The 18,589-nt window shown below is 45.5% G+C and carries 16 protein-coding genes, 1 pseudogene and 1 riboswitch; of the genes and pseudogenes, 11 read left to right on the top strand and 6 right to left on the bottom strand.

Translation table 11 applies throughout. The features are described from left to right. Positions 1-488 precede the first annotated feature (488 nt). Together purH and purD are read left to right on the top strand one after the other, a co-directional pair. Positions 489-2,078: a bifunctional phosphoribosylaminoimidazolecarboxamide formyltransferase/IMP cyclohydrolase gene (purH, locus tag Xind_RS02190; protein WP_047684878.1), complete on the top strand. Its 1,590-nt coding sequence runs from the start codon at positions 489-491 to the stop codon at positions 2,076-2,078. A gap of 30 nt (positions 2,079-2,108) precedes the next feature. Beyond that, the gene (purD, locus tag Xind_RS02185; protein ID WP_187649377.1) at positions 2,109-3,407 is read left to right on the top strand and encodes a phosphoribosylamine--glycine ligase; all 1,299 of its coding nucleotides are present in this window, start codon (positions 2,109-2,111) and stop codon (positions 3,405-3,407) included. A 36-nt stretch (positions 3,408-3,443) separates the two neighbouring features. Here the strand turns inward: purD and Xind_RS02180 are convergent, their stop codons facing one another. The 5 genes from Xind_RS02180 to hemE all read right to left on the bottom strand — a co-directional run bounded on the left by Xind_RS02180 (position 3,444) and on the right by hemE (position 7,017). Beyond that, positions 3,444-4,100: a DUF1481 domain-containing protein gene (locus Xind_RS02180; RefSeq protein ID WP_420856058.1), complete on the bottom strand. Its 657-nt coding sequence runs from the start codon at positions 4,098-4,100 to the stop codon at positions 3,444-3,446. A gap of 47 nt (positions 4,101-4,147) precedes the next feature. Beyond that, positions 4,148-4,420 carry a nucleoid-associated protein HU-alpha gene (gene hupA, locus Xind_RS02175; RefSeq protein ID WP_010848914.1) on the bottom strand — a complete coding sequence of 91 codons (273 nt, stop codon included), beginning with the start codon at positions 4,418-4,420 and terminating at the stop codon, positions 4,148-4,150. 187 nt (positions 4,421-4,607) lie between these two features. After that, the gene (locus Xind_RS02170) at positions 4,608-5,195 is read right to left on the bottom strand and encodes a YjaG family protein (RefSeq protein WP_047684884.1); all 588 of its coding nucleotides are present in this window, start codon (positions 5,193-5,195) and stop codon (positions 4,608-4,610) included. Positions 5,196-5,271: 76 nt separating this feature from the next. Then, complete coding sequence (nfi, locus tag Xind_RS02165; protein WP_047684887.1) at positions 5,272-5,949, bottom strand: deoxyribonuclease V; 678 nt, start codon at positions 5,947-5,949, stop codon at positions 5,272-5,274. 3 nt (positions 5,950-5,952) lie between these two features. Then, positions 5,953-7,017, bottom strand: a complete 1,065-nt coding sequence (gene hemE, locus Xind_RS02160) for a uroporphyrinogen decarboxylase (protein ID WP_187649376.1) — start codon at positions 7,015-7,017, stop codon at positions 5,953-5,955. A gap of 402 nt (positions 7,018-7,419) precedes the next feature. On the opposite strand from hemE, the gene dcp reads away from it, so the two are divergent. Continuing rightward, positions 7,420-9,627, top strand: a complete 2,208-nt coding sequence (dcp, locus tag Xind_RS02155) for a peptidyl-dipeptidase Dcp (RefSeq protein ID WP_187649375.1) — start codon at positions 7,420-7,422, stop codon at positions 9,625-9,627. 176 nt (positions 9,628-9,803) lie between these two features. Here the strand turns inward: dcp and nudC are convergent, their stop codons facing one another. Further along, positions 9,804-10,568, bottom strand: coding sequence for an NAD(+) diphosphatase (gene nudC, locus Xind_RS02150; protein WP_047684895.1), 765 nt, complete (start codon positions 10,566-10,568; stop codon positions 9,804-9,806). Positions 10,569-10,820: 252 nt separating this feature from the next. On the opposite strand from nudC, the gene Xind_RS02145 reads away from it, so the two are divergent. The 8 genes and pseudogenes from Xind_RS02145 to thiH all read left to right on the top strand — a co-directional run bounded on the left by Xind_RS02145 (position 10,821) and on the right by thiH (position 18,443). Beyond that, positions 10,821-11,495: an HAD family hydrolase gene (locus tag Xind_RS02145; protein WP_047684898.1), complete on the top strand. Its 675-nt coding sequence runs from the start codon at positions 10,821-10,823 to the stop codon at positions 11,493-11,495. A 111-nt stretch (positions 11,496-11,606) separates the two neighbouring features. Continuing rightward, a pseudogene (locus Xind_RS02140) lies at positions 11,607-12,254 on the top strand (Rpn family recombination-promoting nuclease/putative transposase); the annotation flags it as partial. 272 nt (positions 12,255-12,526) lie between these two features. Then, positions 12,527-12,650, top strand: a riboswitch (TPP riboswitch). 191 nt (positions 12,651-12,841) lie between these two features. Beyond that, positions 12,842-14,827, top strand: a complete 1,986-nt coding sequence (thiC, locus tag Xind_RS02135; RefSeq protein ID WP_187649374.1) for a phosphomethylpyrimidine synthase ThiC — start codon at positions 12,842-12,844, stop codon at positions 14,825-14,827. After that, positions 14,811-15,497, top strand: a complete 687-nt coding sequence (gene thiE / locus Xind_RS02130) for a thiamine phosphate synthase (RefSeq protein WP_187649373.1) — start codon at positions 14,811-14,813, stop codon at positions 15,495-15,497. The genes thiC and thiE overlap by 17 nt, the downstream gene beginning before the upstream one ends. Beyond that, positions 15,491-16,276 (top strand): HesA/MoeB/ThiF family protein, encoded by a 786-nt coding sequence (locus Xind_RS02125; protein WP_187649372.1) that lies wholly within the window; start codon positions 15,491-15,493, stop codon positions 16,274-16,276. The genes thiE and Xind_RS02125 overlap by 7 nt, the downstream gene beginning before the upstream one ends. Next, positions 16,273-16,485: a sulfur carrier protein ThiS gene (gene thiS / locus Xind_RS02120; protein ID WP_047684907.1), complete on the top strand. Its 213-nt coding sequence runs from the start codon at positions 16,273-16,275 to the stop codon at positions 16,483-16,485. The genes Xind_RS02125 and thiS overlap by 4 nt, the downstream gene beginning before the upstream one ends. Before the next feature lie 15 nt (positions 16,486-16,500). Then, entirely contained in the window at positions 16,501-17,268 is a 768-nt protein-coding gene (locus Xind_RS02115; protein ID WP_047684910.1) for a thiazole synthase, read from the top strand. After that, complete coding sequence (gene thiH / locus Xind_RS02110) at positions 17,265-18,443, top strand: 2-iminoacetate synthase ThiH (RefSeq protein WP_187649371.1); 1,179 nt, start codon at positions 17,265-17,267, stop codon at positions 18,441-18,443. The genes Xind_RS02115 and thiH overlap by 4 nt, the downstream gene beginning before the upstream one ends. Positions 18,444-18,589: the final 146 nt, after the last annotated feature.

Genomic DNA, 18,589 nt, shown 5'->3' with positions numbered 1-18,589 from the left:
GAATTAACTGTTTCAGTCACTCTTCAAGACTTTAATCTTTCTGGCCTTTCGGCCTTGTTGATAATGTCCTGCGAGTGCCCACACAGATTGTCTGATTAACTTGTTAAAGAGCAGGGCAACCGAACGTTCGTTCCGGGTTGCGAGGCTGCGTATCTTACGCTTTCCTCTCAGCGTGTCAAGCCTTTATTTTCGCGGCTTTTCACGCTTGTCATCCCGACTGGTTTGTGTGTTTGTCGTGACAACGGATGCGCATTATAGGGAGTTTTCCGGCGCTGACAATAGTTTTTTTGAAAAAAATTATCATTTGCTGAATTACACAGCAAAATCCCGACTTATACGAAGTTACACACAAGTTATTAACAGGTGGATATTTTGATAAAATTTATCGAGCATCACGCAAACGTTTGCGTTACAATCATAGTAGAAAAATTACCACATAATTTTTTAATGACACATTCTTGTTTGATGAAATCCAAGGGATCACACTAATGCAACAGCTTCGTCCAATCCATCGTGCCCTGCTGAGTGTTTCTGACAAAGCGGGTATTGTTGAATTTGCTAAAGCCTTATCCAATCGCGGTGTCGAACTGCTTTCAACAGGGGGAACAGCACATCTACTGGCCGAAGCAGGTCTGAATGTTACCGAAGTTTCCGACTATACTGGTTTTCCTGAAATGATGGATGGACGAGTGAAAACACTTCATCCTAAAGTACATGGCGGCATTCTTGGTCGACGCGGGCAAGATGATGCAGTGATGGCGCAACATCAGATTGCGCCGATTAATATGGTCGTCGTCAATCTTTACCCTTTCGCGCAAACTGTCGCGAAGCCGGATTGCTCTCTGGAAGATGCGGTGGAGAATATCGATATTGGCGGCCCGACCATGGTTCGCTCCGCAGCCAAGAACCATAAAGATGTCGCTATTGTTGTTAATAGCCAAGATTACAACAAGATTATAGAGGAAATGGATAACCATCAGAATTCTCTGACCCAATCAACTCGCTTCGATCTGGCTATTAAAGCATTTGAACACACAGCCGCTTATGACAGCATGATCGCCAATTACTTTGGCAAACTGGTTCCTGCTTATCACGGTGAAATCGATCAACCGTCAGGTAAATTCCCTCGTACACTAAATCTGAACTTCATCAAGAAGCAAGATATGCGTTATGGTGAGAATAGTCATCAGGATGCTGCTTTCTATATAGAAGAGAATATAGAAGAAGCTTCTATTGCTACAGCCACACAATTACAAGGCAAGGCGCTCTCTTACAATAATATCGCAGATACCGATGCCGCTCTGGAGTGTGTGAAAACCTTTTCCGAACCTGCTTGCGTAATTGTCAAACATGCCAATCCTTGTGGCGTTGCGATTGGAACTGATATCCATACAGCTTATGATCGAGCATTCACAACTGATCCTACCTCCGCATTTGGTGGAATTATTGCCTTTAACCGTGAACTGGATGCAGATACTGCCAGAACCATCATTGAGCGCCAGTTTGTTGAAGTCATCATTGCACCTACTATTCATGAAGCAGCCTTGCCCATTCTGGCAACCAAACAAAATATCCGTGTTCTGTCCTGTGGCGAATGGTATTTACCCGCTGTCGGGTTAGATTTCAAACGTGTCAATGGTGGTTTATTGGTACAAGAGCGTGACTTAGGTATGGTAACAAAAGCTCAATTACAGGTAGTTTCTAAACGTCAACCAACAGAACAAGAAATGCAGGATGCGCTATTCTGCTGGAAAGTCGCTAAGTTTGTTAAATCCAATGCCATTGTTTATGCCAAAGATAATATGACAATCGGTATTGGTGCAGGCCAGATGAGCCGTGTTTATTCAGCTAAGATCGCAGGAATTAAGGCAGCCGATGAAGGGCTGGAAGTTCAGGGATGTGCTATGGCTTCTGATGCTTTTTTCCCGTTCCGAGATGGTATTGATGCTGCCGCAGCCGTGGGAGTGAGTTGTGTGATCCAGCCAGGCGGCTCTATACGTGATGATGAAGTGATTGCTGCTGCTGATGAGCATGGCATTGCCATGATTTTTACCGGCATGCGTCATTTCCGCCATTAACCTATCTCAGCTTTATAATAGGAGAACCTGATGAATATACTGATTATTGGTAGTGGTGGGAGGGAACATGCACTGGCGTGGAAAGCAGCTCAATCTCCGCTGGCAAGCCAAGTTTATGTCGCACCGGGTAACGCTGGAACAGCATTGGAAACGAATCTAAAGAATGTAGATATTGCTGCAACAGATATTGATGGTTTATTGGCCTTTGCTCAAAGCCATAATATTGCTCTCACTATTGTAGGGCCAGAAGCCCCTCTGGTTATCGGTGTGGTTGATGCTTTTCAACAGGCAGGGCTGACAGTCTTTGGCCCGACTAAGGCGGCCGCCCAACTGGAAGGTTCTAAGGCTTTCTCCAAAGATTTTCTCGCACGTCACCATATACCAACAGCGGCTTACCAAAATTTCACAGAAGTTGCACCCGCTCTCGCTTATCTGGAAAAAATGGGAGCACCTATTGTCATTAAGGCCGATGGTCTGGCAGCAGGTAAAGGAGTAGTTGTCGCCATGACGATGGAAGAGGCTCAAAACGCTGTTAAAGATATGTTGGCGGGCAATGCATTTGGTGACGCAGGGCACCGTATTGTCATTGAAGAATTTCTGGACGGAGAAGAGGCCAGTTTTATTGTCATGGCAGATGGTAAAAATGTGGTTCCCATGGCAACCAGCCAGGATCACAAACGGGTCGGTGATGGAGATACAGGGCCAAATACTGGCGGAATGGGCGCATACTCTCCAGCACCAGTTATAAATAATGAGATCCACCAGCGTGTGATGGAGAAAATCATTTACCCGACAATTGAAGGTATGGCTGCAGAAGGACATACCTATGTCGGCTTTCTCTATGCAGGTTTGATGATTGATAAACAAGGTGAGCCGAAAGTTATCGAATTTAACTGCCGTTTTGGTGATCCTGAAACCCAACCAATTATGATGCGTTTGCGCTCTGATTTGGTTGAACTCTGTCTCGCTGGAGCAAAAGGCCAGTTAGATGGCAAAACATCCGACTGGGATGCCCGCTCTGCACTGGGTGTAGTGTTAGCGGCAAATGGCTATCCGGCTGATTATACCAAAGGTGATGTGATCACTGGCCTGAATCAAGAAGCACTATTCAACGAAACTCAATCTGATGAAAAAGTTTTCCACGCGGGAACAGCGCTCAAGGATACAGAGATAGTAACCGCAGGTGGCCGTGTTTTATGTGTTACGGCATTAGGTGGCAATATTGCAGAAGCACAAAAAAAGGCTTACTTGAAAGCTGAAAAGATTAACTGGGAAGGTTGTTTTTATCGGAAAGACATTGGTTATCGTGCCATTGCGCGTCTGAAATAAAATAATCGGAAATAAAGGGCTGGCGAAAATACAGACTTACAACTTATCTTTCGTCGGCTCCCAGCGACAAAAATCATCATTGGCAACCAGTAATAACTGCCTCCCTGCCGGGGCTTCCAACCATGCAATTGTGAGTGTACCATAACTATTCTTGTGCCTTTCTTCGAGCCATACCCGATCCTGAGGCTCAAACTCAATAAATACTTTTTTCCCCGCACAAGTAGTCACTTCACCATTCTGCCAATGTCCCTGAACCAGTTTAACTGCTCCTGCAATTAAAGCATTGCTGATTTCCTTTGTCCGTTTAGCATCAAACTGCAAGCTAATAATGTCATCATTGGAGAGTTGTTCACGTCGGCCATCGAACTGACTTTGCATAAAAATAACATTGTCCTCTCTATCTAACCGCAAAATCTCTTCTACCGGATAGTTGTTGAGTACATTACGACGCACTTGCCACAAATTCCCCCGGCGGTATTCATAGAAAGAGACAGTGGTATTTTTATGATGATAGGGGCTGTAAACACTCATAATAACTTGAGGTTTACTATTTTGATCATTCAAGCGCCATAAGCGGATAACGCCACCATCGGTAATGAAACCACTGGCGCTGAAAATTGGAGTTTTTGGTTGGACTGAACAGGCGCTGAGCAATGAGATAACCCCCAATGCTAGCAGCCCCTGTAGCGTCAACAAAAGGGGCGTTGAATTCCCCTCTCTCTTCTTTTTTCGCAATACGATTACTTAACTGCGTCTTTTAGTGCTTTACCAGCAGAGAAAGCAGGTACGTTTGCTGCTGCAATTTTGATTTCTTTACCAGTCTGTGGGTTACGACCAGTGCGCTCTGCACGATGATTAACTTTGAAAGTACCAAAGCCAACCAGTTGCACTGCATCACCGTTTTTCAGAGATTCAGTGATTGCATTCAAAGTTGATTCCAGGGCAGCTTTAGCCTGAGTTTTGGTCAGATCAGCACCTGCTGCGATTGCATCAACTAATTCAGTCTTATTCATAGATTATCCTTACAGTGTGTTTATCGTTTGCAAAGCATCGAGTGCGACGGATATGCCGATTTGACAGCACCCCTGCATACACGCACCGATAGCCACTTCTTTTCGCCCTCAATGTAGAACAGAGTGAGGGCAAATGTGAAGTCTTTAAATCCGGCAATTCAAGCACTAAGTCACGTTTTATGACTTATCACTCCAAGTTTATGCCGATATTGCTGACCCCGCACTCACGGAGATCAGCCTTTAATCCTTTAATTAATTCTATGTCCCGTTCTTCGCAGTTCGCCAATAAACGGTAAATCTCCCATTGAATATCCCATTCTTCTTCAATGGCAGGCAATGCCTTTAATTCATCCTCTGTCATTTCTTTACCAACTTGGGTCATTTCCAGCATGGCGACAGTTCGGATGGATATTTCACTGACGGCTATTGCATGCTCTAACGTTGAACCACTCAAACGCGAATGAATGACTTCACCTAATGCAATACACGCATCAATTGCTGGATACACACCATAAATATCATAGCTATCTGCTGATGGGATAATGGCTTCCAGTTTTTCCAGTTGGTTATCAAAATTTACTTTTACATCTTTGACAACTAATGTCTCCCAAACCAGATCGAGAATGCGACGATATTGCGCAGGATCTACAAACTCAGTCTGGCAACAAAACGCTCGATAGTTTGGATGCATCCGCTCACATAGACTAGCCATAAAAGTCAAATGTTGCCAACTTTCAAGTTTCTCCAACCTCAGGTGGATCGGGTTTCTTAACATTAGCTGTTACTCATGATGCTTAATTTGCGTCGAAGTTTACCTGAAAATCAAGAATATCCACATATTTCCGCCTCAATTATAGATTTTTCTGCATTGTTTGCTTAAAAAACGGTCTATTTGAGGCAATTCCATCAGCCCAACGGGTCGGTTCAGGCAATTTATATCCTTTCATACAATGTTCAATCCAATAGATAGCACTCTCAATACTGATCTTATGACCGATGGAAATATAGAGTGGATTACATCTTTTTTTACTCCGCCATACGAGACCAATCTGTTCACCATGATCGATCAATGGCTGACTACTACCCAATGCCTCGCCCACAGGCTCATGCTCACCACATAAGCGACTTTTAGCTATCCCGATTGTCGGAACATCCACCAGCAAGCCAAAATGGCTGGCAACCCCCAAGCGTCTCGGATGGGCAATACCCTGACCATCAACCATCACCAGATTGGGTCGTAGATTTAGCTTATTCCATGCTGCGAGCAATGCCGGATATTCACGAAATGAGAGTAAACCGGGAATATAGGGGAGTACAGTATCCACCCTCGCGATTTGGTATTCTACCAGTTTAAGGGTGGGATAATGCAAGATAGCAATGGCAGCACGGGTTATCGTACCGTTTTCTTCAAATCCAACATCCGCGCCCGCAATGAACTCCGGTACAAAAGACGCAGAAAAAGCATCATGGCGGATAACCTGTCGTGCTTTTTCTATCTGTTCCTGACGTAATGCCTTCGTATCAATCATAGGCTATTGATGATATTTTACTGAAAGTCTGTGCACTGCTTCGACAAAAGCCCCTGCATGTTCTGGCGGAATATCCTGATGGATACCATGCCCCAGATTGAAAACGTGCCCGCTGCCTGCACCAAAGTCCTGTAGGATCGTCGAAACTTCTTGTTCAATTCGCGCTGGCGCGGCATACAGCATGGATGGGTCCATGTTACCTTGTAAAGCAACTTTATCCCCGACACGGCGGCGGGCGTCAGCAATATTCGTTGTCCAATCCAGCCCAAGGGCATCACAACCTGTTGCAGCTATCGCCTCAAGCCACTGCCCGCCGCCTTTTGTAAACAGAGTCACAGGTACACGGCGGCCTTCATGTTCACGGATTAATCCATCGACAATTTTATGCATATATTGCAACGAAAATTCCTGATAATCACGCTGAGATAACACACCGCCCCAAGTATCGAAAATCATGACAGATTGAGCACCAGCTTTAATTTGCGCGTTTAGATATAGAATAACGCTGTTTGCCAATTTATCCAGCAGTAGATGCAATGTCGCGGGCTCAGCATACATCATGGCTTTGATCTTAGTAAATGCCTTACTGCTTCCCCCTTCGACCATATAAGTCGCCAATGTCCACGGACTGCCAGAAAAACCGATCAGAGGAACTTGCCCTGCTAGTGCTTTGCGGATCGCTCTAACAGCATCCATCACATAACCCAACTCCATCTCTGGATCGGGGACAGATAACTTTGCCACATTAGCACGATTAAGGATCGGAAATTGAAAACGCGGCCCTTCACCTGCTTCAAAATAAAGCCCCAATCCCATTGCATCAGGGATCGTCAAAATATCAGAAAACAGAATCGCCGCATCCAATGGAAAACGTTGCAGGGGCTGGAGCGTAACTTCGCAAGCCAATTCAGTATTTTTGCATAACGAGATGAAATCCCCCGCCTCCTGACGCGTGGCTTTATATTCAGGTAAATAGCGTCCTGCCTGACGCATCATCCATACGGGTGTAATATCAACAGGCTGACGTAATAAGGCGCGCAGATAGCGGTCGTTTTTCAACTCATTCATGACAAGCTCCCTTGATTATCGACAAAAAGCGCGCGCATGATAACACGTCAGAAGCCGAACTTCCGTCTTGACTACAATAAATAAACGTTCAAGCACCAATTCCCCAAAACAAACGTCACCAGATAAAAAAAATTTATGTGCAGAGTCACAAAACCCGGAACAAGAACTATGCACACCGACCCATCGCTCTCATTATGTTACATTCATGTAACACCCATGTTGCATGGAGGCAATACCGTTTCTCGTGTTGCCATAACCCTTCATTGTTTGCGCTCTTCAGTTAATCATTGGACGAATTGGTTTACGTTAGTTAATTGTTTAGTTAGTTAATTAACTGTGTCAAAGCGCCTATGAAGTCATTTCATTGATAAATAACCTATTTACATGGAGGAGTTTAGACTAATGCGTTTATCCACTTTAGTACTAGCTATTGGCTTGGCACTAGGCAGTCAGGCGCAGGCCGAAGAAAATAAACTGGGATCTGACCACACGAACGTATCAAGTGACCAAGTAAAGGAGGTGAGTGTGACCGATGAAGCGAATCAACAACAATACAAGAAGAACAAAAATCCTTTCTTCTCTCCAAGTGTACTACCGTTCCAGGCTCCTCCGTTCAATAAGATAAAAGAAACAGACTATGCCCCCGCAATTGCGGCCGGTATTAAACAGAAACTGAAGGAGGTAGAGAAGATCGCCAATAACCCCGCTGCACCTAGTTTTAAAAATACATTTGTCGCGCTGGAGAAATCGGGGGCAATGTTAACACGGGTGATGAACGTATTTGGGGCAATGACGTCGGCTAATACCACTGGCAGGCTACAAAAACTGAATGAAGAAACTTCACCAAAACTGGCAGCAATGAATGATGAAATTATGCTGAACAGTAAATTGTTCAACCGTATCAAAACCATTTACCAGCAGCGCGAAACGTTGAATCTGGATCCAGAATCGCGCCGATTGGTGGAAGTGACTTATCAAAACTTCGAGTTAGCGGGAGCCAACTTATCTGATGCAGATAAAACAAAGTTAAAGGCGTTGAACCAGGAAGCAGCAACACTCAGTACCCAGTTTACTAACAAACTGCTGGCGGCAACCCAAAATGGTGCGCTGGCGATTCAAGATAAAGCCAGCCTGGACGGGCTGTCCGAGGGTGAAATTGCCGCAGCTGCGCAGGCTGCCAGTGAGCGTAACCTAGATAAACAATGGTTGTTGGTATTGCAAAACACGACCCAACAGCCGAGTCTGCAAAGCCTGAAAGATCGTGGGACGCGTAAAGCGTTATTTGAGGCCTCGTGGACGCGAGCTGAAAAAGGTGACGATAATGATACGCGTCAAACCCTGGCCCGGTTAGCGAAGATCCGTGCTGAACAAGCTAAGCTGCTAGGCTTCCCGGATTATGCATCGTGGAAACTGCAAAATCAGATGGCCAAAACGCCTAAAGCCGCATTGAAATTTTTGCGTGATATTGTACCAGCGGCCACTGCACGCGCTGAGCGCGAAGCCAAAGACATTCAGGCGGTGATTGATCAGCAAAAAGGAGGCTTCAAGCTGGAGGCCTGGGACTGGCCGTTTTATGCCGAACAGGTACGCAAAGCAAAATATGATTTGGATGAATCACAGATTAAGCCATATTTCGAGTTGAATAACGTTCTGAATAATGGCGTATTCTATGCCGCCAATCTGCTGTATGGCCTTACTTTTAAAGAGCGCAAAGACATCCCAGTTTATCAACCCGACGTCCGCGTGTATGAAGTTTTCGATAAAGACAAGAAGCCATTGGCGTTGTTTTATGCCGATTACTTTAAGCGCGACAACAAAAACGGTGGGGCCTGGATGAGTAATTTTGTCGATCAGTCAAAGCTCATCGGAACCAAGCCGGTAATTTACAACGTCGCCAACTTTACTAAACCAGCACCGGGCCAACCAGCGCTATTGTCGTATGATGACGTGATCACAATATTCCATGAGTTTGGGCATGCCTTGCACGGAATGTTTGCCGATCAGGAATATCCGAGCCTGTCCGGCACCAACACCGCCCGTGATTTTGTGGAATTTCCATCACAATTTAATGAGTATTGGGCGCGTGATCCAAAAGTGTTTGCCCACTATGCCAAGCATTACCAAACCGGTGAAGCAATGCCACAGACGTTGGTGGATAAAATCAATAAAGCTGACAAATTCAACAAAGGTTATAGCATGACCGAACTTCTGTCAGCCGCGTTGCTGGATATGCACTGGCATATGCTGACCGCGGCTCAACCACAGCAGGACGTGGATAAGTTTGAAGCCGAGTCCCTGCAACAAGACAACATCTATCTCAGCTACGTACCGCCGCGCTATCGTTCCAGCTACTTCAGCCACATTTGGGGTGGCGGTTATTCTGCCGGTTATTATGCTTATCTGTGGACAGAAATGCTGGCAGATGATGCTTTTGCCTGGTTTACCGAACACGGCGGTCTGACGGCAGAGAATGGCCAACGTTTCCGCGATAAAGTGTTGTCACGTGGTAATAGTGAAGACTTGGAAAAACTGTATATCGACTGGCGCGGTAAGCCACCGAGTATTAAGCATATGCTGAAAAACCGAGGCCTAGAGGAACAAAAACAATAAAGTGTATTAAAGATTGAGAGTCACCTATTTTGATATGAGTATAGTCCCCTTATACAAAACACAAGGTAACTCTCATGGTTTATACAGCCGCGGGAGAAATAGCTGTTACCAGGCTACTCCCGCGCAGATTATGGACATGTTTTGAAAAGGATTAGCGCATTGATCAATCAACATCATTACTGACGACATAATGCAACCGTTTCCTCAATCAAACGGCGGGCAATCGTGTCAGACGTAGGGATCAGAGGGAGCTCATCATAACGATACCAATCTGCGCTGATAAGTTCGACAGGGTCATGTTCAATTTCACCGCTATCATAATCCGCCAGAAATCCCATCATCAATGAATTTGGGAAAGGCCACGGCTGAGAAGCAACATAACGCAAGTTACGGATTTTTATCCCACTCTCTTCCATCACTTCACGATGCACAGCTTCTTCCAGTGTTTCTCCCACTTCAACAAACCCGGCAAGTACCGTATGAATACCGTTACGATGACGCTGATGCTGTGCCAGCAGAATGTGATCACCACGACGAATGCCGACAATAATGCAAGGCGCAATTTGCGGATAATAATGTTCATCACAGTGCCGGCACAAACAGGCCCATTCATGCTGACTCTGTTGCATTTCTTGGCCACAATAACCACAGTAATGATGTGAACGATAGAACTCAGCCAATTGGATTCCACGTCCTGCCAATTGAAATAACCTGGGATCTTGCTCTGCAACCCGACGAGGAGAAGACATATCTGCTTCCATCTTATGACGTATCAACCAAACAGTTTCTCCCAACCATTCACCGATAGCGTAAGCTACATAGCCTTGCAATGACCACTGACTGGCTGTCCCTAATGGCAATTCTCCTTGTGGTAGCCATAGCCTGTTTTCCAGACTGACAATCCACCAGCCTCGTTCTATACCTGTCAATTTTTTTTGCATCATCAATTCCATCATGTGTTGCATCGTATTTTGTGTTATAGCCAAATTAAGTTATAACCACATTAAAATGTTAATTAAATGTTATAAAAAATCAATATAAGTACAGCATACTCCTCTTCATCGTATTTTGTCTGCAATCTGTTATATTAATTACGTTTCTGAATGTTCTTTAATGCAGATAAAGTGTTTAATTTTCTTTCAATCAATAATAAGAAGGTATCAATAGGTATCCTAAATTAAGGAATAATAACTATGTCACAACAGGTTGCCATATTTGATCTGGATGATACCCTGATTTGTGGAGATTCCAGCCAGTTCTGGACTCATTATTTATGGGAAAAAGGCATCATTACTGACCCGCACTTTATAGAAGCTGACCAGAAAATGATATCGGATTACTGTGCAGGAAAACTGAATATGCAAGAATATCTGGCGACCAACTTGCAGGCACTCAGCCAAATTCCTCATGAGCAAATAGATATCTGGCTGACCGATTTTGTGGAAACCAAAATCAAACCTGTCTTCTATCCTGCCGCCAAAAAACAATTAGATATCTACCGCCATCAAAACATTCCTGTCATCATCATTTCTGCCACTGTTTCTTTTGTCGTTAAGAAAATCGCGACGGCATTTGGAGTACAAACAGCAATGGGGATTGATATGGTAATGAAAGATGGTTGTTATACCGGAGATATTCAGGGCATCCCTACTTTCCGGGAAGGAAAAGTTGCCCGTTTACAACAGTGGCTGGCAGAGCAGAATTTATCGCCACAACATATCTATTTTTATACAGACTCTGCGAATGACTTACCGATGTGCCGATTTGCCAGCGAAGTCTTTACCGTTAATCCAGATAGACAATTGCGGGCGGCAGCAAAAGCTCATGGTTGGAAACAATTGAATTGGGCTTTAGCGTCACGCACTTAATTTACGGATCTAACTACGTGAAAAATTAGTTTTTTACAAATGTACTATACACTGGGTGCGAGAATCATTTTTAATAAAAAAATATGAAGAATAAAAAGGCGATCCCCACACCGCATGATGCACTATGCATTTATGGCAATGAATCAGCATTTGCAACAGGGCAATAAAGAATTGCCGCTGGTTGTGCCCGTTTTGTTTTATCATGGCGATGCCAGCCCTTATCCTTTCCAGCAGGTCTGGACGCAATGTTTTTCATTGCCAAAACTGGCGGAGGAGATGTATTTCAACTCATTTCCGCTAGTCGATGTGACTGTTATTGATGATGACGAATTGGTTAATCATCGTAAAATCGCCGTGATGGAACTGGCGATGAAACATAAGAATTTGCGCGAGGGGTTTAAAGCTGTGACTACGTTATTAGCTCACGCCCTCAAACAGAACTACAATAGTGACAGTGATGTTGTTACTATCCTTAATTACCTGTTTGTTACGATGGATTCTCCCCATTTTGAACAGGTGATCCAGCAACTGACTGAACAGGCAGATAGTCATCAGGAGGTAATTGTGAATATTGCACAACGATTACAGGATAAAGGCAGATTGGAAGGTAAATTGGAAGGCAGATTGGAAGGCAGATTGGAAGGTAAAAAAGAGGCATCAATTGATATTGCCCGTACTCTCTTAAAGAATGGCGTCAGTATTGAACTGGTCATGGCAAGCACTGGCCTGAGCCGTGAAGAACTTCTTTCCCTGCAATAATACTCTCTTCTTGTTGTTCCCTTACCCGCTTTTCGGGGCGGGTAAGCGTTATTAATTTATTAAGTTAACCAAAATTAAATTTACTCAACCATTTTCTTTGAGAAAAGGGCAGTTGGCACAAGGTCTTTTAACGGAAAAAAGGGGGTTCAGACTCATCGTAGTACCTAATCCCACGAATCTAATCCCGGATGGCCAGCTTCACACAAAGGATTCTGACTTTAAGGTTATCGCTTTCTGGTTGCAGTTTTCAGAATCCCCTTTATACTCTGGGTGTTTTCTTGTCGGAGTGCCTAGCGTTCACCTGTATCACGGTGAACACAGGCTGAGACCGTTTATTCGGGATCCGCAGAACCTGATCGGGCTAATACCCGCGAAGGGAACAAGAGTAATCACTCCGCTGATATGTTCTTCTTTATTGTTGTACAAATAAGTTGTTGTACAAACAAATCTGTTTGGATGACGTAATTCAGCAATCAACCATTACTCCCTGCGAGCTCCAGACAAGCAATTTTCTCAACTTAAGCCCTCTCTGAGCGTCATGTTTATTTGCGCAATGAGACAGGCGATAACACAGTCAGGAATTTGCTATGTCTAATGCGATTAATAACAACAGCGTTACCTCTACCGCTGACATTATCCCTGCAACCAATATCTCACCTAAAGCTCATCCAGCACGGCCACGTAAAGCCCAACGAGATGCAGCACAGGAATTTATCAGTTCGATTCAAGGTGTGACATTTCCCAATTCAAACCGTATTTATCTGGCAGGATCACGCGAAGATATTCAGGTTCCCATGCGGGAAATTCAGTTATCTCCCACACTGATTGGCGGAACGAAAGAGGATCCTCAATTTGAGGAGAATGAACCCGTACCTGTTTATGACACCTCCGGCCCTTATGGTGATCCAGAAGCCATACTGGACGTAAAAACGGGTTTGCAGAAAATCCGCCAACCATGGATTGAAGAGCGCAATGATACTGAACCTGTTGCAAGACGCAGTTCTGACTTTACTCAACAGCGTCTTGCAGATGCCGGACTGGATCACCTGCGCTTCAAACATCGTTCTCAGCCATTGAAAGCCAAACAGGGCAAGCGCGTGACTCAATTGCACTATGCACGCCAAGGCATTATCACACCAGAAATGGAATTTATTGCACTGCGTGAAAATATGGGACGTGAGCGTATCCGTGGTGACATTCTGCTTCAACAACATGCAGGACAAAGTTTCGGCGCAAACTTGCCGGATAACATCACCCCTGAATTTGTCCGTCAAGAAGTCGCATCTGGCCGTGCGATTATTCCTGCTAATATTAATCATCCAGAATCTGAACCGATGATTATCGGGCGTAACTTTCTGGTGAAAGTTAATGCCAATATCGGTAATTCCTCCGTCACTTCCTCTATTGAAGAAGAAGTCGAAAAATTGATTTGGTCTACCCGTTGGGGGGCTGACACGGTGATGGATCTCTCCACCGGACGCTATATCCACGAAACCCGTGAATGGATACTACGTAACAGCCCAGTACCCATCGGCACAGTGCCTATTTATCAGGCACTGGAAAAAGTCAATGGCATTGCGGAAAGCCTGACATGGGAAATGTTCCGCGATACGTTACTGGAGCAAGCCGAACAAGGCGTGGATTATTTCACCATCCACGCGGGGGTATTGCTGCGTTACGTTCCTATGACCGCCAAGCGCCTGACAGGCATTGTTTCCCGTGGTGGTTCAATTATGGCGAAATGGTGCCTTTCCCATCATCAGGAAAACTTTCTCTATACCCACTTTCGTGAAATTTGTGAAATTTGTGCGACCTACGACATTTCCCTCTCTTTGGGGGACGGATTACGCCCCGGCTCTATTCAGGATGCTAATGATGAAGCTCAATTTGCCGAACTGCATACCCTCGGTGAACTGACCACAATCGCCTGGGAATATGATGTTCAGGTGATGATAGAAGGGCCGGGGCATATTCCAATGCAGTTAATTCGCCGCAATATGACAGAAGAACTGGAGCACTGCCACGAAGCACCATTCTATACTTTGGGACCACTGACAACGGATATCGCACCGGGTTATGACCATTTCACCTCTGGTATTGGCGCAGCAATGATCGGTTGGTTCGGCTGTGCCATGCTGTGTTATGTCACGCCTAAAGAGCATCTCGGCCTGCCAAACAAAGAAGATGTGAAGCAGGGGCTGATCACCTACAAAATCGCCGCTCATGCTGCAGATCTTGCTAAAGGTCATCCCGGTGCACAAATCCGCGATAACGCCATGTCAAAAGCTCGTTTTGAATTCCGTTGGGAAGATCAATTTAATCTGGCGCTTGATCCTGAAACTGCCCGCGCTTACCACGATGAAACTTTACCACAAGAATCCGGTAAGGTTGCTCACTTCTGCTCAATGTGTGGGCCAAAATTCTGTTCAATGAAGATCACGCAAGATGTGCGAGATTATGCTGCAAAACTAGAGCAAGAAGCTGGCATGGAACAGATGTCCGAAGAATTCCGTGCTCATGGCAGTGAACTGTATCACCGTGCCGAGGATATCAACGATGTCAAATCAGCTTAAAACAATATCCTTTGCTCCGACTGAACATCGGCTGGGGCTATATCCCGTTGTGGATTCCCTGATGTGGATTGAACGATTACTGGAAGCGGGTATCAGAACTCTGCAATTGCGCATCAAAGATATGTCCGAAGAGCAAGTGGAGAACGATATCCGGCAAGCCATTACACTGGGGAATCAATACAACGCTCGTCTGTTCATCAACGATTACTGGCGTCTGGCAATCAAACACCGTGCCTATGGCGTACATCTGGGGCAAGAAGATTTGGATATCGCCGATCTTCAGTCCATTCAACAGGCCGGACTTCGTCTGGGTATTTCCACCCATAATGAACAGGAATTAGCACGGGCAAAAGCTCTGCGTCCATCTTATATCGCACTGGGCCATATTTTCCCGACCACGACCAAAGAGATGCCATCAGCGCCACAGGGGCTTATCGCACTGAAACATCAGGTAGAGACCACGCCAGAATTTCCTACCGTTGCCATCGGCGGTATCTCACTGGAACGTGTACCGGATGTGATCGCAACAGGTGTCGGGGGTGTGGCGATGGTCAGTGCCATCACTAAAGCCAAAGACTGGCGACAGGCAACATCCAGATTGCTTCATTTGGTTGAAGGAATAATGGTTGAAGGGATCGTTGAGAGAAATGATCGGAGGCTCTTATGTTGAGCGATCAAGAATTTATGCGGTACAGCCGCCAATTGTTACTGGAAGACATCGGTCCTGATGGACAAGAAAAATTAAAAGCAAGCAAGGTATTGATTGTTGGAATGGGGGGATTAGGCTCCCCCGCAGCACTTTATCTCGCCGCAGCAGGAATAGGGCACCTCTATCTTTCAGATGATGACAAACTACATGTCTCTAACCTGCAACGCCAAATCCTCTATCGCACGGCAGATATTTCCGCCGGAAAAGCGGCTCTGGCGGCAGAACAATTGGCCGATTTAAATCCCCTTGTCAATTTCACCGTTATTAGCGAGCGACAAGATAAAACGTCACTGACAAATCTTGCCCGGCAAGTCGATCTGATATTGGACTGTTGTGACAATATGGCAACCCGACACGCAATTAATGCTGTCTGTGTTGAAACTAATACCCCCCTTATCAGTGGCAGTGCTGTGGGGTTCAGCGGGCAACTGATGGTGTTTGAGCCCCCTTACCCACATGGCTGTTATGCCTGTCTCTATCCCGATCAAGAAGAACCGCAACGTAATTGTCGAACTGCTGGTGTTCTGGGGCCAGTCGTCGGTGTTATCGGTACACTGCAAGCGCTGGAAGCAATCAAAATGCTGTCCGGTCTTCCTTCTCATCTGAGTGGAAAACTGCGGCTGTTTGATGGCAGGCAACAAAGCTGGAGCACATTACAGCTAACTGCATCACCGCAATGCCCAATCTGCGGAACATTATCTTTTATAGATAAAACAGTTTCAGGAAAAAAAATCGCATGAATATTATCGTCAATGATCAAACAGTCACACTGCCCGCTCCTGTGAATAAGCCTATGACGGTACAACAGTTACTGAAACATATACAGCGTACCCAACCGGGCACTGCGTTAGCTATTAATCAGACTATTATCCCGCGCTCAGCATGGGATACTCACCTGATTAATGACGGGGACAATATCCTGCTGTTTCAGGCCATTGCTGGTGGCTAATGCCGGAGGTTAATCATGTTAAAAATCGCTGATACTCCCTTTCACTCCCGCCTGTTTACAGGAACAGGTAAATTCGCCAATGCCGGATTAATGATGGAAACTATCCGTGCTTCCGGTAGCCAGTTAGTCACAATGGCCATGAAACGTATCGATCTGCATGGCAACGATGATGGTATTCTCGCACCATTACAAGCGTCAGGCGTCAAACTCCTGCCTAATACCTCTGGGGCAAAAACCGCAGAAGAAGCCGTGTTTGCCGCCCGTCTTGCACGGGAAGCACTGGACACCAACTGGATCAAACTGGAAATTCACCCTGACGTAAAATACCTGTTGCCTGATCCGGTAGAAACACTGAAAGGTGCAGAGCAGTTAGTCAAAGAAGGCTTTATTGTCCTGCCTTATTGCGGCGCAGATCCGGTTCTGTGCCGTCGCCTGGAAGAAGCAGGCTGTGCTGCTGTAATGCCATTAGGCGCTCCTATTGGTTCAAACAAGGGCTTGCTCACCCGTGATTTTCTGCAAATCATCATCGAACAATCCCATGTTCCTGTCGTCGTGGACGCGGGTATTGGCGCACCAAGCCATGCACTGGCAGCCATTGAAATGGGAGCCGATGCCGTCTTGGTCAATACTGCCATCGCCGTTGCTCATAATCCGGTCAAAATGGCGCAAGCATTTAAAGCAGCCATTGAGGCAGGTGAACTTGCTCATCAGGCCGGTATGGCAAGCCAGAAATCCCATGCAGAAGCCTCCAGCCCACTGACCGATTTTCTGGGGGTGTTATGACAGTTAACACATTACCCAGTAACACAGCGACCCGTAATCGATTGACAGAAGCTACCTTTCGTCAACGCTGGCAACAGTTGGATTGGGATGACATCACGCTACATATCAACAGTAAAACCAGACAAGATGTCGAACATGCCCTAAACAGCGAACATCTGACATTGGATGATTTTATGGCACTGCTCTCCCCCGCAGCGCAGTTTTACCTTGAACCGTTGGCGCAACGGGCACAGCAATTAACCCGTCAACGATTTGGTCATACCGTGGGATTTTACATCCCACTTTACCTTTCCAACCTGTGCGCCAACGACTGCACTTATTGTGGTTTTTCTATGAGTAACCACATCAAACGTAAGACGCTCAATGAACAGGAAATTGAAGCTGAATGTCAGGCCATCAAAAAACTAGGGTTTAAGCATATCCTGCTGGTAACCGGGGAACATCAGAAAAAGGTCGGCATGGATTATTTTCGCCGTTATCTTCCCTTAATACACCGTTACTTCAGCTCTGTCACAATGGAAGTGCAACCATTGGCACAAGAGGAATATGCAGAACTAAAAACACTAGGATTGGATGGCGTACTGGTCTATCAGGAAACCTATCATGAACCAAGTTATCAATTGCATCATCTCAAAGGGAAAAAACAGGATTTCCATTGGCGACTGGAAACCCCTGAACGACTCGGACGAGCAGGTATCGACAAAATCGGTTTGGGCGCGTTAATCGGTTTATCCTATAACTGGCGCACAGATTGTTATATGGTGGCAGAACATCTGCTCTTCCTGCAAAAAGAATTCTGGAAAAGCCGATATTCCATCTCTTTTCCACGCCTGCGTCCCTGTGCTGGAGGCATTGAACCCGCTTCTCTGATGAATGAGGCCGAACTGGTACAATTGATCTGTGCATTCCGCCTGCTGGCACCAGATGTAGAGCTTTCCCTCTCCACACGTGAATCCCCGTATTTCCGCGATCACGTCGTGCCATTGGCAATAAATAGTGTCAGTGCCGGCTCCAAAACCCAACCAGGTGGTTATGTCGATAATGACCATCACGAGCTGGAGCAGTTTTCTCCAAACGATCATCGTTCTGTTGAACAGGTTGCAGGTGCTTTGGTGAAAGCTGGATTGCAACCAGTCTGGAAGGATTGGGATAGTTATTTGGGCAGGCATGGATAAAAAAATAAAATGATACCCCTCATCCACATTGGATGAGGGGTATCATCTAACTATTTATTTAAAAACGGGATTTCATCGGATCGGTTTGCAATCATACAAGCCATCACTTCAATAAAGTCTGTGCATAAAACACACAACCCGATAGA

Source organism: Xenorhabdus indica (assembly GCF_014467235.1).
Classification (GTDB): Bacteria; Pseudomonadota; Gammaproteobacteria; order Enterobacterales; family Enterobacteriaceae; genus Xenorhabdus; species Xenorhabdus indica.
Note: the sequence above shows the minus strand (reverse complement) of the source record. Positions and strands in the feature narration are given on the sequence as shown.

Excerpts from the sequence above, each read along its gene's own strand:
- purH (WP_047684878.1), top strand. The coding sequence starts at position 489 with ATGCAACAGCTTCGTCCAATCCATCGTGCCCTGCTGAGTGTTTCTGAC.
- purD (WP_187649377.1), top strand. The coding sequence starts at position 2,109 with ATGAATATACTGATTATTGGTAGTGGTGGGAGGGAACATGCACTGGCG.
- hupA (WP_010848914.1), bottom strand. The coding sequence starts at position 4,420 with ATGAATAAGACTGAATTAGTTGATGCAATCGCAGCAGGTGCTGATCTG.
- Xind_RS02170 (WP_047684884.1), bottom strand. The coding sequence starts at position 5,195 with ATGTTAAGAAACCCGATCCACCTGAGGTTGGAGAAACTTGAAAGTTGG.
- nfi (WP_047684887.1), bottom strand. The coding sequence starts at position 5,949 with ATGATTGATACGAAGGCATTACGTCAGGAACAGATAGAAAAAGCACGA.
- hemE (WP_187649376.1), bottom strand. The coding sequence starts at position 7,017 with ATGAATGAGTTGAAAAACGACCGCTATCTGCGCGCCTTATTACGTCAG.
- dcp (WP_187649375.1), top strand. The coding sequence starts at position 7,420 with ATGCGTTTATCCACTTTAGTACTAGCTATTGGCTTGGCACTAGGCAGT.
- nudC (WP_047684895.1), bottom strand. The coding sequence starts at position 10,568 with ATGCAAAAAAAATTGACAGGTATAGAACGAGGCTGGTGGATTGTCAGT.
- Xind_RS02145 (WP_047684898.1), top strand. The coding sequence starts at position 10,821 with ATGTCACAACAGGTTGCCATATTTGATCTGGATGATACCCTGATTTGT.
- thiC (WP_187649374.1), top strand. The coding sequence starts at position 12,842 with ATGTCTAATGCGATTAATAACAACAGCGTTACCTCTACCGCTGACATT.
- thiE (WP_187649373.1), top strand. The coding sequence starts at position 14,811 with ATGTCAAATCAGCTTAAAACAATATCCTTTGCTCCGACTGAACATCGG.
- Xind_RS02125 (WP_187649372.1), top strand. The coding sequence starts at position 15,491 with ATGTTGAGCGATCAAGAATTTATGCGGTACAGCCGCCAATTGTTACTG.
- thiS (WP_047684907.1), top strand. The coding sequence starts at position 16,273 with ATGAATATTATCGTCAATGATCAAACAGTCACACTGCCCGCTCCTGTG.
- Xind_RS02115 (WP_047684910.1), top strand. The coding sequence starts at position 16,501 with ATGTTAAAAATCGCTGATACTCCCTTTCACTCCCGCCTGTTTACAGGA.
- thiH (WP_187649371.1), top strand. The coding sequence starts at position 17,265 with ATGACAGTTAACACATTACCCAGTAACACAGCGACCCGTAATCGATTG.